The sequence below is a fragment of the Paenibacillus sp. V4I9 genome (assembly GCF_030817295.1).
GTDB lineage: Bacteria > Bacillota > Bacilli > Paenibacillales > NBRC-103111 > Paenibacillus_E.
Genome location: NZ_JAUSZE010000001.1, coordinates 2,739,888 through 2,754,558, shown reverse-complemented (window position 1 = coordinate 2,754,558; position 14,671 = coordinate 2,739,888). Strand labels below are relative to the sequence as shown.

General features: G+C 42.6%; 12 protein-coding genes and 1 other annotated feature. Of the genes, 5 read left to right on the top strand and 7 right to left on the bottom strand.

Annotated elements, in window-relative coordinates:
* Positions 1 to 2: 2 nt before the first annotated feature.
* Positions 3 to 350: a YugN family protein gene (locus tag QFZ81_RS12595; RefSeq protein WP_171648669.1), complete on the top strand. Its 348-nt coding sequence runs from the start codon at positions 3 to 5 to the stop codon at positions 348 to 350.
* Positions 351 to 363: 13 nt separating this feature from the next.
* On the top strand, positions 364 to 1,542 hold the full coding sequence (gene ftsW, locus QFZ81_RS12590; protein WP_307443857.1) for a putative lipid II flippase FtsW: 1,179 nt from the start codon (positions 364 to 366) through the stop codon (positions 1,540 to 1,542).
* A 19-nt stretch (positions 1,543 to 1,561) separates the two neighbouring features.
* On the opposite strand, the gene QFZ81_RS12585 is transcribed toward ftsW, so the two are convergent.
* The gene (locus QFZ81_RS12585; protein ID WP_307443860.1) at positions 1,562 to 1,942 is read right to left on the bottom strand and encodes an Asp23/Gls24 family envelope stress response protein; all 381 of its coding nucleotides are present in this window, start codon (positions 1,940 to 1,942) and stop codon (positions 1,562 to 1,564) included.
* Positions 1,943 to 2,137: 195 nt separating this feature from the next.
* Here QFZ81_RS12585 and cax point away from each other — a divergent pair, with 195 nt between their 5' ends.
* On the top strand, positions 2,138 to 3,184 hold the full coding sequence (gene cax / locus QFZ81_RS12580; RefSeq protein ID WP_307602961.1) for a calcium/proton exchanger: 1,047 nt from the start codon (positions 2,138 to 2,140) through the stop codon (positions 3,182 to 3,184).
* A gap of 40 nt (positions 3,185 to 3,224) precedes the next feature.
* Here cax and QFZ81_RS12575 read toward each other — a convergent pair whose 3' ends face one another.
* The 4 genes from QFZ81_RS12575 to QFZ81_RS12560 all read right to left on the bottom strand — a co-directional run bounded on the left by QFZ81_RS12575 (position 3,225) and on the right by QFZ81_RS12560 (position 6,933).
* A complete protein-coding gene (locus QFZ81_RS12575; RefSeq protein WP_307443865.1) occupies positions 3,225 to 3,512 on the bottom strand; it encodes an Fpa/YlaN family protein in 288 nt (95 codons plus the stop codon).
* Between the two features lie 124 nt (positions 3,513 to 3,636).
* Complete coding sequence (locus tag QFZ81_RS12570; RefSeq protein WP_171648663.1) at positions 3,637 to 3,885, bottom strand: HPr family phosphocarrier protein; 249 nt, start codon at positions 3,883 to 3,885, stop codon at positions 3,637 to 3,639.
* Between the two features lie 114 nt (positions 3,886 to 3,999).
* Complete coding sequence (locus tag QFZ81_RS12565; RefSeq protein WP_307449867.1) at positions 4,000 to 4,677, bottom strand: TVP38/TMEM64 family protein; 678 nt, start codon at positions 4,675 to 4,677, stop codon at positions 4,000 to 4,002.
* Positions 4,678 to 4,944: 267 nt separating this feature from the next.
* A complete protein-coding gene (locus QFZ81_RS12560) occupies positions 4,945 to 6,933 on the bottom strand; it encodes a diguanylate cyclase (protein WP_307602959.1) in 1,989 nt (662 codons plus the stop codon).
* Between the two features lie 352 nt (positions 6,934 to 7,285).
* On the opposite strand from QFZ81_RS12560, the gene rpsD reads away from it, so the two are divergent.
* Entirely contained in the window at positions 7,286 to 7,885 is a 600-nt protein-coding gene (rpsD, locus tag QFZ81_RS12555) for a 30S ribosomal protein S4 (protein WP_057302933.1), read from the top strand.
* Between the two features lie 46 nt (positions 7,886 to 7,931).
* Here the strand turns inward: rpsD and tyrS are convergent, their stop codons facing one another.
* The gene (gene tyrS, locus QFZ81_RS12550) at positions 7,932 to 9,191 is read right to left on the bottom strand and encodes a tyrosine--tRNA ligase (protein WP_307443871.1); all 1,260 of its coding nucleotides are present in this window, start codon (positions 9,189 to 9,191) and stop codon (positions 7,932 to 7,934) included.
* Positions 9,192 to 9,242: 51 nt separating this feature from the next.
* Positions 9,243 to 9,527, bottom strand: a binding site (T-box leader).
* A 128-nt stretch (positions 9,528 to 9,655) separates the two neighbouring features.
* On the opposite strand from tyrS, the gene QFZ81_RS12545 reads away from it, so the two are divergent.
* Complete coding sequence (locus QFZ81_RS12545) at positions 9,656 to 12,802, top strand: transglycosylase domain-containing protein (RefSeq protein ID WP_307443872.1); 3,147 nt, start codon at positions 9,656 to 9,658, stop codon at positions 12,800 to 12,802.
* A gap of 117 nt (positions 12,803 to 12,919) precedes the next feature.
* Here QFZ81_RS12545 and acsA read toward each other — a convergent pair whose 3' ends face one another.
* Complete coding sequence (acsA, locus tag QFZ81_RS12540) at positions 12,920 to 14,644, bottom strand: acetate--CoA ligase (protein ID WP_307443873.1); 1,725 nt, start codon at positions 14,642 to 14,644, stop codon at positions 12,920 to 12,922.
* Positions 14,645 to 14,671 lie beyond the last annotated feature (27 nt).

Genomic DNA, 14,671 nt, shown 5'->3' with positions numbered 1-14,671 from the left:
AAGTGATTATTGAAGCAACTGGCCTAAAAGGCTTAAAAAGCGATTTGGCTCACCTGGATGAAGTAACGACTAAACTTGGTTTCGTGCGTTGGCAGTGGGAATACACGCGTGCTACTTATGATTTTAAAATGGAAGATAAAGCAAGTAAATCCGTGTATTTCTTACGTGTAAATGCTCGTGTAGAATCCGGCAAACTAGAATCTCCTTATGCAATCTTATTCCTAGAAGAAGCTTACATAGGTAAAGAAACATTCCCGCATGGCTTAGATTACAATTCTCCTATCCCGGAGTCTGTTCTCAAAATCTCCAATCAAAAATTAGCACAGCTGCAGCAATTATTAGCGGACTAGGCGAGGAAACAGCATGAATCCCCCTCGAAGAGGAACGCCGGATTTTCTGCTGCTATTTTTAACCTTTGTACTTGTTTGTTTCGGTCTTGCTATGGTCTTCAGTGCAAGCTCAATGACGAGTGCTTTTTATGACAAATATAATAATGATCCATGGTTCTTTACAAAAAAGCAGCTCATGGCGGTAGGATTAGGGACAGTCGGCATGCTTTTCTGTATGAACCTCCATTACACCAAGCTGAAAAAATTGGTTATTCCTGCTTTCTTTGTTATCGTTGTGCTCCTTGTTCTTGTTATTTTCACTTCAAAATCAAATGGTGCCGCCAGCTGGTTTAATGTAGGTAAATTTGGCATTCAGCCAACGGAATTTGCCAAACTAATCGTTATTCTTTATTTAGCTTCTCTCATTAGTAATAAAGAAGAGAAGTTCCGTAATTTCAAGAAGGGGCTGCTCCCTGCCTTGGTGATCGTCGGATTTGTCAGCATACTTATCATGCTCCAGCCAGATTTGGGCTCCTGTATGATCCTGCTAGTTTGTTCTGCCATTGTCATCATTGTGGGCGGCTCCAACTTAAAGCATATCTTCTTTTTGGGGACAGGCCTTGCTGCAATCGGCACCATGGTTGTTACTCTTTACTTACTAAAAAATAACACAGCAGAAACGTCGAGCAGTTACCGTGTGAACCGTCTAACCTCGTTTCTTGATCCATGGGCCGATACTTCGGATACTGGGTATCAGGTCGTCCAATCCTTATTCGCATTCGGACACGGCGGACTGACTGGCGCAGGATTCGGTCAAGGCATTCAGAAGCTGCATTATTTACCTGAAGCTCATAACGACTTCATTTTTGCAATCATTGGGGAAGAGTTTGGTTTTATTGGGAGTTCCCTATTTATCCTTATCTTCCTGCTCTTTATATGGCGTGGTATCCTCGTCGCTGTTCGCAGTCCCGATTTGTTCGGCATGGTAGCCGGAGTTGGCATTATGAGTATTTTTGCCTTCCAAGCTGTCATCAATATCGGTGGCGTTACAGGATCCATTCCACTTACCGGTGTAACCTTGCCATTTATATCAGCAGGCGGCTCCTCCATGATGGTCTCTCTCATCAGTATGGGGATCCTGCTCAGTATATCTCGGGAACAAACACACAAAGAAGATGCAAAACCCAAAAAAAGACCCAATCGATTTCAGTAAAATCGATTGGGTCTTTTTGCTATTTTACACGATGTGGATCGTCTGCTGTCTCATCTTCCTTGAACGCGACGCCTTCCACCTTGACGTTGACCTCCACCACGGTTAGTCCAGTCATATTTTCAACAGCTTCTCTCACGTTTTCTTGGAGATCCCTGCATACATCCTGAATACGGGAACCGTAATTAACGATAACACGTAGATCGATGGCTGCCTCTACTTGCCCAACCTCAACAGAAACGCCACGCTGCACGTTCTTACCACTGAGTCGCTTAGCTAAGCCTTCCGAGATACCCCCTGACATGCCTGCTATGCCTGCTGTCTCCAGAGCTGCAAGTCCTGCAATTGTCGATACTACATCATCAGAAATACGAATTAAACCGGTTTGATTGTCTTCGGACATACAGATCAACTCCTCATAAGATCTTTGGGTGGAGCTCAAAGTCTCTCCACTCTGGTATAAATCTATTGTAATAAGTTCACTAGATGAAAGCAAGAACAGCGACAATAGACAAATCGAATTTACATTGGGTTCCAAAGTAGGTATATTAAAAGAAGTCAAAAAGTACCAATAAAAGAATGAGTCGGAGGGTTTACTTTGAAAGGAAAATTGTTTTACATCGGGTTAATCATTTCTTTCGTTACAACGGGTATCGCTCATTACATGCATCTGAATTCAACACTTCAATTCGTTATTGCTTGTATCGCGATCATTTTTGTAGCTGGATTTCTTGGTAAAGCAACAGAAAGTGTTGCCCACTATGCAGGTGAGCGCGTAGGTGGATTCCTCAATGCAACATTCGGTAACGCAGCTGAGTTAATAATTGCATTCTTCTTAGTTAGAGACGGATTGTTCGATGTCGTTAAAGCCAGTCTCACCGGAGCCATAATCGGTAATCTGCTGCTTGTTCTGGGACTGAGTATATTTGCAGGTGGGTTAAAGTTCAAAGAACAGTCATTTAACGTAAAACTTGCATCACACAATTCTTCCTTAATGATTCTTGGAGTTGTTGCGTTATTCATTCCAGCCATCTTCGCAGGTGGATTAACAACCAAAGAAACGTCAACAATGAGCATGATTGTCGCCATATTACTGATAGTCGCCTACTTGCTTTGGCTTCTATTCTCCATGGTTACACACAAAAATATACTTTCTGATGAAGCCATTGAACATGGTGAGGCTGCGTGGTCCAAAGGAACTTCCATTCTTTTTCTAATCCTAGCCACAGTCATGGTAGCTTTCACTAGTGAGTGGTTAGTTGGAACACTAGAAGAAGTTACCCATAGATTTGGATTGTCAGAGCTGTTTGTAGGGGCATTCCTCATTGCCATTATCGGAAATGCCGCGGAGCATAGCGCAGCCGTGATGATGGCCATCAAGAATAAAATGGGCGCAGCCGTAGAAATAGCAATCGGCAGTTCGTTGCAGATCGCCTTATTCGTTGCTCCTGTGCTTGTACTTGTCAGTTTCTTCGTAAGTGGAACACCCATGAACATTGTCTTCACCACCTATGAACTTGCTGCCATCGGAGTCGCCGTCTTTATTACGAAGTCGATAACCCAAGATGGCTCCACCAACTGGTATGAGGGTCTCCTGTTACTCGTTGTCTACATCATTCTAGGCGTCGTATTCTTCCTCGTCTGAATACATAACAAAGACAAAAAAAGTAACCCATTGTGAAGGGTTACTTTTTGTTATTCAACGCTTCATATAGCTGCGCAAGGTTACGTTCAAGCTTGCTGAGAATTAGTTTACCAGGCATTTCGGAAATAAGTCCCGCTCGAATGGCAAAATCAATTTCTCTAGAAAGTCCGTACATTTGCGTATCTAAAACTTCTTCGTACAGTGGACATTGACGCGTTGTCAAATTCTCCATTTGCACTTCGATTAGTTTTTCGATTTTATCTGCATCTTCTTGGAGAAGATTAAGCGCTTTTTGATTCATGTCCAGCAATAGATCAGATGAAGACATTCCCAACTTCCCCCTATACGCATAGTCATCCGTCCTTATATGATCTATATTAAGCGAAATTGGATCAATATACAAGAGAAGGTACCCTCAGAGATTCTGAGAGTACCTTCTTTAAGCATGAACTTTATTCTTGAACAACGTTTACGCCTAAATTGTGTTTAGCGAAGACTTCAGCCATAGCGATTTTCGCTTCTTCTGCATCTGGCCCATGAACATGAAGATCATAATTGCTGGAGCTAAGCAATGTAGTAAACAAACCTAAGATACTTTTTACATCGATATACTTATTATCATATTGGAGAACGATTGACGATCTGAATTTATTAGCTGTTTGTGAAATTTCAACAATTGCGGCATTATTAGCACTTGGCATATTTCATTCCTCCATTTATTCGCATCTGAATTGGTCGCCTTGCTCCCTATATGATAACTTGGAAAGGTTACTTAACGCAACTAAAAATTTCCTTCATTCTCCAAGTGAAGCGCTTTACTTCGTCTTTGTTGCGATGGCTTTCTTCACGCCGTTCCCCACTAGAATCAAAACAACGAAAATACCCAGCAAAAAAAGTAGTCTTCCCTTATATTTCTGGAAATGAAATAAATCATGCGCAATCATCGATTCCAGAAATACGATCGGCAATTTCCCCAGCAAGGTACCCCATAGAAAATGAGTAAACCGCATTCGCGTTAGCCCCGCACCAAAATTAATCGCCGAGGAAGGCAAAATAGGAATCAATCTGCCTAAAAGGACATATAGGAATCCACGTTTCTCCATCCGCTTACTAAACTGCGTCACTAACGGAAATCGCTCCAGCTTTTTCTCTACCCATGCATGTCCATAATAGCGAGCAAAATAAAAAGAGGCAACCGCTCCCAAACAAGACATTATGTAATTAACAAGAAACCCTATTTTAATACCGAAAATAGCAACATTCGTACCTGCTACAACAACAAATGGAATAAACGGAAAGAACGTTTGAAAAAAAATTAAAGCCATTCCGATAATTTTACCGGGCCAACCAATATCCCTTAAATGTTCAGATAGCTGTCGCATATTACTGTGAGTAAGTTTAATGCCTGTAGGGTTATAAAATAAAAAGGCAATCAAAGCAACGAGCAAAATACCAATAAAAAAAACTAGCAAAATGTGCTTTCTGTTCAACACCGACAAATTTCGACCATCCTTCCCTTAGACCAAACCATTGTAACATGTTACAGAAGGTTCAGGAAGAGAAAAGTGAGGAGTTATCTGGTTATACAACGTTGAAGTACCCTAACCTATTTCTATCCTTCATATAGTTTACCCTATCTAAGCAAATTTATTAGACTAGATAATTTTTTTCGACATTATTTGCAAATTGAGCAACCACGTACTTGATGTGAAAGTGTTAGAGTGAAGCAAAAGCACCTGTCCTTAGACAAGTGCTTTTTACTAACCGATTCGAATCTGGTTACGACCGTTATTTTTAGCCTGATAGAGAGCCATATCTGCTCGATAGAACAGTGATTCTACACTAATCTTATCTTCTTCCCAATTCCAATCCGAAACACCGCAGGAAACGGTTACTTGCGGATTCGTCTCCTCAAGAACACGAACACGAATACGTTCTGCGATTCGAATCGTTTGAGACTTGGCAACTTGGGGTAAATAGACCGCAAGCTCTTCCCCGCCCCACCTTGCTGCAATATCACTTTCCCTAATACTAGTCTTAATAATTTGACTTACCTGGATCAAGATTTTATCGCCCACCTGATGACCGTAGGTATCATTAACCCGTTTGAAATTGTCTATATCGACTACAATGAGTGAGCCGCAGAAGTCCTTCTTTTGCATCGAATTAGCCTGTTCGTCCAAATAATGACGTACATAAAGCCCTGTCAAATTGTCTGTAATAACCATTCGTTTAACTTCAGCATGCAGTGAAGCATTCGTCATGGCGAGACCAATATGCCCCGAAAGAACCTGCAGTAATTTGTAGTTATCATAGGAGAAGAAATTAGGCTTGCTATGCACGACTAGAATAACGCCTTCAACTTGTCCATTCACGAGAATAGGCGAACCAATAAGCGATCTAGAGTTAGTTAACTGCATCAGCTTGGACTTGACCTTGTCATTGCTCCAATAGTCCGAAATAATAATCGGTTCTTTGGAGGTATAGACGACGCCAGAAAAGCCTTGATCTATGGTAAAAGTCTCATGAAACATCGCAGGCAAATTAGTCGCTTGCACGATTAAATTCTCACTATTTTTGTCTGCTTGCAGGATACAACTATAATCCGCGCCAAAAATACTTAAAATCTCGCTCGATGCTGAGTTAAAGATTTCATTTAAACGCAAGCTCTGATTTAACTGCTTGGTGATTTCATTAATAAGTCGAAGCTCGTTAATCATTAAATTGGACTGTTCATACAGTTTAGCGTTTTCAAAAGCAGATCCGGCTGTATCGGCAAGCAGTGATATGAATTGCAAATCCGAAGCGTGAATCAAATCGCTCTTAGACGTCATATATAACACACCATATACACCCTGTTTGCCAGATAATGGAGCAGCTATATGACCCGTACTTGGGCCACTATTCTCGGATGAAGGTTCAAATATGACATGCCCTTCCATAAAAGCACGTATTCGAATGTCATCCTCCGTACTATGGAAATTCAAAGGCTTCACGGATAGATTCGTAGAGTCATTATCTTGTGAAAGCAATAAGTCTACTTGTATATTGGGATAAACGCTATGCATGCACTCAATAACTTCGGTCAATACCGAATCGACATCAATTTTGGCGTGTAGCTTCTTAGAAGCCTCAAATAAAATATCATGTTTCTTAAACTCAAGTTCCCTGTTTAGATGCTGCATAAACAAATGGTCGTACTTACGACGATCCTCCACGCTCTGCACACTGCCTTGGAACGAAAGGGAAAGTATATAAAACAATTGTGTAAGTTCGTCTACTTCTTCAAGTGTATGGGTAAATAGTCCCAAGTATACAATTGGAATTCCCTGTGGATCTAGGACTGGAATCGAAGCAGCCAAAACGGACTTCAGTTCTTTTGCGCTCATTTCTTCGCTAGTCATTATATGCATTTTTGGATTTTCAGCACATCGTGCCAACGGATTGTCATTGCGTTCTGCATAGCTCCATGGTGCTCCTACTTGCAGCAATGCATCAGTAAGAAGTGTATCATGGGAGCAAGCCTTAACCACTTTCAGATCCGTATCCACGCATAGCAGTGCGGTTTGAGGCGGTAGCATCGCTTGCCCGAATTGGTGAATCCATTCATCAAAAGCATCTTGTACTGCATGATGACAATTGGATTCCCAATAGGAAAAGTTGCTAGAAAGAACAAGTCCTTGCCGAAGAAACTCTTCGAAGTGTTCTGCACGACTATGTTGTTTCATACTACGAAGTGATTCACTCATAGGCTCTCCTTCACCAACAAACTGTAGTCCTATTGATCCAGGCTAAATCTTACCTCATTTATCATACTATTTTTCTATGCTTATTGCACGATATTTTAGAATCACTTTAAAGGATTGAGACTTGACACATGCCCTTGTTTTTAATAAAATTAGAAGTCGAGTAACAACATGATTTCGGTGAATGCCATTTGTGATCACCCTCACTGCTTTTGCTCCTGCCAAGACAGCGGCTGAACTACTCTTGTCAGGGAATCACATTATGATTCGTAAGCAAAACCAGGCACTTGTCTTCACCCTGACATCTAGATGCTATCTACTAAACTAATTGTTGAAAAGAAGGAGTTTTTCCTAAATGTCACGTTATACAGGACCTAAATTTAAATTAAGCCGTCGTGTTGGTATTTCTTTGAGTGGTAACGGTAAAGACTTGAAACGCCCATTCCCTCCAGGTCAACATGGCCCAGGACAACGCAAAAAAATGAGCGGCTATGGCGTTCAATTAAATGAAAAACAAAAGCTTCGTCACATGTACGGTTTGAACGAGAAACAATTCCGCAACTTGTTCGATAAAGCTTCTAAACTAAAAGGTATTTCCGGTGAGAACTTTATGATCTTACTCGAAAGCCGTTTGGACAACTTGGTTTACCGTCTAGGTCTTTCCAACTCCCGCGCAGGCGCGCGTCAACTAGTTGCTCACGGTCACGTAACTGTGAACGGCAAAAAAGTAGATATCGCTTCTTACATCGTATCTACAGGTGACGTTATTGCTCTTCGTGAAAGAAGCAAAGGTCTTTCCGCAGTGAAAGAAGCTCTTGCTAACCGTAATTACCTGCCAACTTACCTTGAGTTTAACGACGCAAGCGTAGAAGGCAAGTACATTCGTTTGCCAGAACGTTCTGAGCTTCCACAAGAAATTGACGAGAAACAAATCGTCGAGTTCTACAGCCGTTAATAAAAGCAAGCCCCTCAGGGATTTCCCTAAGGGGCTTTTTTTTTCGTTAAGCAAACTGTACAAGGTAGTAATTCTTTTTACCGCGGCGAATAATGATATAAGACTCTCCGAGCCTACCCAAATCTCTAGTAACGGCATCGAATTGCGTTACTTTAACGCCATTGACCGTGACAGCTCCACTCTCAATATCTTGACGTGCTTGACGTTTGGATGGTGCCGCTCCAACGGAAATCAGTAAATCAACCAACGCAATATCATCTTGATCTATGGTTGCAGATGGTACATCCTTGAACGCTTCTTCAATCTCCGTACGAGAAAGCTCTTGAATATTACCACTGAATAAAGCTGTTGTAATGTTAAGAGCACTTTCTAACGCTTCTCCACCGTGTACAAGCTTCGTAACTTCGCGGGCAAGTAATTTCTGAGCTTCCCTCTTCTCAGGCTGAGCCTGTACTTCTTCTTCGAGACGTTCAATTTCCTCATGAGAAACGAAAGTAAAATATTTCAGGAAACGGATGACATCATTGTCGGCTGTACCCAACCAAAATTGGTAGAACTGGTAAGGAGACGTTTTGCTTGCATCCAACCAAATAGCTCCGCCTTCTGTCTTTCCGAACTTTTGACCATCACTCTTTGTCACTAGCGGCAAGGTTACCCCGTAAGCACGTTTATCTGTGGATTTACCGATAAGCTCAAGACCAGCCGTAATATTACCCCATTGGTCACTTCCGCCAATTTGCACAGAGCAATTTTTCATTTCATTGAGCTTGAGGAAATCGTAAGATTGCAGAATCATATAGCTGAACTCTGTGAAAGAGATCCCTTTGGAGATCCGTGAATCAACAGAATCCTTTGCCAACATGTAATTAACGGTAAAATTTTTGCCTACATCACGAAGGAATTCAATGACGTTCAGCGATCCAAGCCAATCGTAATTGTTGACAAGCTCTGCACTATTTTCTATTTCAGTGGAGAAGTCGAGAAAGCGAGATAACTGATTTTTAATGCTTTGTGACCAAGCCTCGACAACTTCAGGCCCATTGAGTGTTCGCTCATTGGCTTTTCCACTTGGATCACCAATCAGACCTGTTCCCCCACCAACGAGTGCCAAAGGAACGTGGCCAGCGAGCTGAAAGCGTCTAAGCGTTAGAATAGGCAGCAAGCTGCCGATATGCAAGCTGTCCGCAGTCGGGTCAAAGCCGCAATAAAGCGTAACACGCTCCTCGCTAAGCTTTTTGTCCAAGCCCTCTCGATCCGTAATTTGATGAAGCAGCCCCCGAAACTCCAAATCCTTCAAAATATCCATGTTCATCCATCTCCTTTTTTTCCTTAAAATACAAAAAAGCCTTCTTATCCACAAAGGGACGAGAAGACTTGACTCGCGGTACCACCCTAATTAAAACAGTAGTTACGTACATCTATAACAGGTGTTAGGTGTTATGTGCACGGCTAGCTATTTTCACTCAAGAACCTTTAACGGGGTTTAATCGGCAAATACTACTTGTGCAGCTGATATTGCTGCAGGTTCCCATTCACTGCTCAAGACCGTAATTCACTAACCTGCAGGTACCGGTTCGCACCCTCCACCGGCTCTCTGAAAGCATCCACAAGCTACCTACTGCTGATCTTTCTACGCATTTGATAAAAATTTATCATATGTTTCTGGGTGTTGTCAAACCAAGTCGGCATCGTATCTTCGCTTCATCATTACCGCACAAGGTGCAATTATGGTATACTATTAGGGTTCACGTAAGGAGGATATTGGAACTTATGCGCAATTTTTTCGCTAAATGGAATCGCCCTTGGGTGAGAACGACATTCAAAGTAACTTGGATTACCTTAAAATGGACCATCATTAGTGCTTTTTTGGCGGGAATTGTCGGTGGATCCGCCGCATTCGGGTATGTGAGTGCCCTAGTCAAAAAAGATCCTGTACGCACCGAAGAATCCATACGTCAGCAGATGCAGGAAAATGCAGTCACAGGCTTTGCTTATTTCAATGATGACACCGTGATTGGGCAATTGCGAACTGAAGAAGACCGGCGTCTCGCTCAGCTAGATGACATTCCGCAGCTTCTGTTAGACGCTGTCCTTGCCATTGAAGACAAAGACTTCTACAACCATCGCGGGATCGATATCCGCGGACTTTATCGCGCAGTAACACAGAAGCTGCTGAATGAAGAAGTTCAAACCGGCGGCAGTACGATTACGCAACAGCTTGCCAGACGGGTATTTCTTACGCTAGACCGCGATGATGGCCGTAAAGCAAGAGAGCTGCTGCTCGCTCTGCGGATGGAACGCCTAATGTCCAAGGATGAAATTTTGCTCGCTTATTTGAACAAAATCCCTTATGGCAATGGCGCGACAGGTTATAATCTATATGGGATTAAAGCGGCTGCCAAAGGCCTCTTCAACATCGACGATCTGGATAAGTTAAACGTTGCTCAAGCCGCTTACTTAGCCGGTCTGCCACAATCCCCATCGCAGTACTCTGCATTCACGAGTAAGCCTGACTTTGATGAAGAAGGTTTCAAAAAGGCGGTTACGCGTGAACAATTAGTACTCAAACGGATGCTGGAAGAAAAGAAAATTACGAATGAACAGTACCAAGATGCCCTTAAATTTGATCTCAAAGCTTCCATGCCCCCTGCGGCTCAAAAGGCTTATACGACTTATCCTTACCTAATGATTGAAACGGAAAAAGAAGCAGCTGAAATTTTATTGAAGATCCAGAAGCCTGAGCTTGATCCTAAGAAAAATCAGGCCGCTTATAATGAAGCATTAAAAGGCATACATACTCAACTCTTACGTGGTGGATATCAAATCTATACAACCATAGATAAGACGATTTATGATTCCATGCATGAGATATCGAATAACGATAAAAACTTCGCCCCTACGGATGATAAAAAAGGCATGGAACAAGTTGGGGCCATCATGATCGATTCTAAATCCGGCGCTATAAAAGGGATGATTGAGGGCCGCAATTTCTTCGAAGAGCAGCTCAATCACGCCACACAAGCATTCAGACAGCCTGGATCAACCATGAAGCCCATTGCCGCCTATATACCAGCCTTAGAGAAAGGGGCTATTCAACCGGCTAGTATCGTGGATGATATCCCTATTATTCTAAAAGACGGTGTCAAAGGCTTTCATCTTCCAGAAAACTGGGATCACAAGTTTCACGGATTAATGACAGCAAGAAAAGCTTTAAACCAGTCATATAACATTCCTGCCATTGATATATTTTTGAATAAAGTGGGTATTAATGATTCCTGGGATTTTGCAAAAAAACTCGGTATCACGTCCATCCAAAAAGAAGATTATTATGCGCAGACCGGCGTAATCGGCGGTTTAAGCAAAGGAACTTCGGTGAAGGAACTCACCGGCGCCTATGCTTCTATTCCGAATAAAGGCGTATTTAATGAAACGTTTATGATTCGCGAAATCAAAGATTCGAATGGCAAAACGATTTATACGCATGATCTGAAGCCTACCCCTGTCTACTCTCCACAAAGTGCATATCTAATAACGGATATGATGAAAACGGTGATTAGCCAAGGTACAGCGACAGATTTGATGAAAAATTATAAATCATACGGCAAAATTGAGATTTCAGGCAAAACTGGCTCTACGCAGGATGATGCGGATGCTTGGTTCATGGGGTTTACCCCAGATATCACGGTTGGCGTATGGATCGGCTATGATCAACCGATTAATAAGCTGTCATCTTCAACGAAAACATCGCAAACGCATCAAACTTATCACGCCAAAGATATATGGGCACTCATCATGAACCGAACGATCGAACAAAAACCTGATCTATTCCCTACCAAAACATTCGCCAAACCGGATGGGATTGTCTCGGCAACCGTATCCAGTTTATCCGGCAAGCTGCCAAGTGAATTAACGTCTAAGTCCGAATTTCTAGTTACTGATCTTTTTAACAAGAAATATGTACCTACTGAAGTCGACAATGTGATGGTAAGGATGAAAATCAGTTCATTTAACGGACTGAATTACATGGCGCAAGACAATACACCGGCGGATTTCGTGCAAGAGAAAACGGTCATTAAGAGGCAAAAATCGATCAGTCAATTGCTCAAAGAAATCGAAGTAGCGATGAGTAAACTTCCTGAAAAAAGCCGTAAACCGATCGATAATTATAAGCCTACAGATTATGACGATGACGCACCATCCGAAGTTGACCCTCGGGTTGATGACGGTAAAGAGCCAGCAGCACCAACGAACGTTGTAACAACCAAGTCCGGTGACACGGCAACTATTTCCTTCCAGGCAAGTCCGAATCCTGATATCGTCGGCTATCGCATATATCGTTCCGATAACCGCGGCAAGTTCCAGCTCATGGGCGGCAAAGTTGTCTTGGCAGGCGCTGAGACGAAATTTATTGATCAAATCCCCGGATCTAGCCTAATCGGTTATTATGTGACAGCAGTCGATGTAGCGGGGAAAGAATCAGCACCAAGCCGTTCCTCCTATACAGATGGAAGCTCGCTAGATTCATTGTTCGTACCTTCTGTTGATGGCAATCAAATTCCAGGAGCTACTAACCCTCCATCAGGCTCTAATGGTGGAATCGGTGAACCCATCGGAACTGACAACGGTAACAACGGAAGCACAAAGGACCTCCCTTCTGCACCAACTGGTATTAAAGCCAAAGCTGATGGCGCTGGTGTGATATTAACCTGGAAAGCCAATGCGTCTAAGGATAAAGTGAAGAAGTATAATGTTTATTTTAGTGACAAAGAAAAAGGAACGTTTAAGAAGCTTGGTTCTGTTGAGGATGCGACTGAATTTCATTACTACGCAGCAGCTTACAACGGTTATTACAAAGTAACTGCTGTCAACGATGCGGGCGAGTCAAAGCCCTCCGCTTCTATCGCCTATAACAACTAAATCATGATGTATAAAGACCCGGATATCCGGGTCTTTTTTATTTCCAAGCACTTATGTATGTAATAAAAAGCCTCCCTCACACCATGAAATCTAGTGCAAGGAAGGCTTGTTTGCTTACTAGTCTTCGATCGTCGATAAGTCGCCTGTTGGCAAATTGAGCTCCCAAGCTTTAAGAACACGGCGCATAATTTTACCACTGCGTGTCTTAGGCAGCTTGTCTTTAAACTCAATTTCACGAGGAGCTGCGTGGGCAGAAAGCCCTTCTTTAACAAATTTTGAAATTTCCGCTTTTAGCTCATCAGATGGTGTGTAGCCTTCACGCAGGGCGATAAACGCTTTGATAATCTCTCCACGCATTGGGTCAGGCTTACCAATAACCCCAGCTTCTGCAACCGCAGGATGCTCAACGAGCTTACTTTCCACCTCGAAAGGACCTACGCGCTCTCCTGCAGTGTTAATCACATCATCCACACGGCCTTGGAACCAGAAGTAACCCTCTTCATCCTGATAAGCCGAATCACCGGAAACGTACCAACCTGTCAAACGAAAATATTCTTCGTATTTAGATGGATTATTCCAAATTTTGCGCATCATGGAAGGCCACGGTGTTTTGATAGCTAGGTTCCCCATCCGATTAGGAGGCAAGATGTTCCCTGCATCATCAATAATAGCCGCTTCAACACCTGGGATTGGACGCCCCATTGAACCAGGCTTAATCGTCATGGATGGATAGTTACAGATGAGTTGTCCACCTGTTTCTGTCATCCACCAAGTGTCATGTATACGTTGGTTATAAACTTTTAGTCCCCAACGTACAACTTCGGGATTTAACGGCTCGCCTACGCTAAGTACGTGACGAAGCGATGACAGATCAAATTTAGTAACCACATCATCACCGGCACCCATCAACATACGGAAAGCAGTTGGCGCACTGTACCAAACGGTTACTTTATATTTCTGAAGCGTATTGTACCAATCTTGGGGACTGAAGCGTCCGCCGCGAATGACATTAGTTGCACCATTTAACCATGGAGCAAAAATCCCATAGGAGGTTCCCGTTACCCAACCTGGATCCGCAGTACACCAGTAAATATCATCCTCTTGAAGATCTAATACAATCTTACCCGTATAATAATGTTGAAGCATGGCGTTTTGAACGTGATAGACACCCTTCGGTTTACCCGTTGAGCCAGACGTATAATGGATAATTAATCCATCCTCACGATCCAGCCACTCGATGTCAAGTTCTGTTGAAGCGCTTTCCATCTCTTTGTAGAAATCAACTTGTCCCTCAGCTATCTCCACATTTTCTCCAACGAGAATGACGTGCTTCAAATGTGGAAGTTCATTATAAGGAACACGCGATAGTAAACTTGGTGTCGTAATAATCGCTACGGCTTCACTATCTTCCAAACGGTCTCTGACTGCTGTTTCCATGAAAGCCTCAAATAATGGCCCAACAACAGCACCTACTTTGAGGGTTCCAAGTAATGAATAGTAAAGTTCCGGTGTGCGTGGCATAAAAATAAAGACGCGCTCGCCTTTACCAACGCCAAGACCTCGAAGCACATTACCAAACTGATTAGATTTCGCTTTCATTTGTCCATAAGTGATTGCTTCTTCTCGCTGACTATCGCTGTAATAAAGCGCGATTTTATCCTTTTTGGATGAGTCAGCATGACGGTCAATCGCTTCATATGCCATGTTAACTTTACCTGTTTCATACCAGGAAAAGCTCTTCTCGATGTCTTTCCAGTCAAATGCCGCATGCGTTTCTTCATAGTTGTTCATGTTAGGATTAGTGGATACAGCTTCAATGAGTTCAACTTTCATTTGATCCATGTACGTAAACCCTCCTCACGTGGTAAA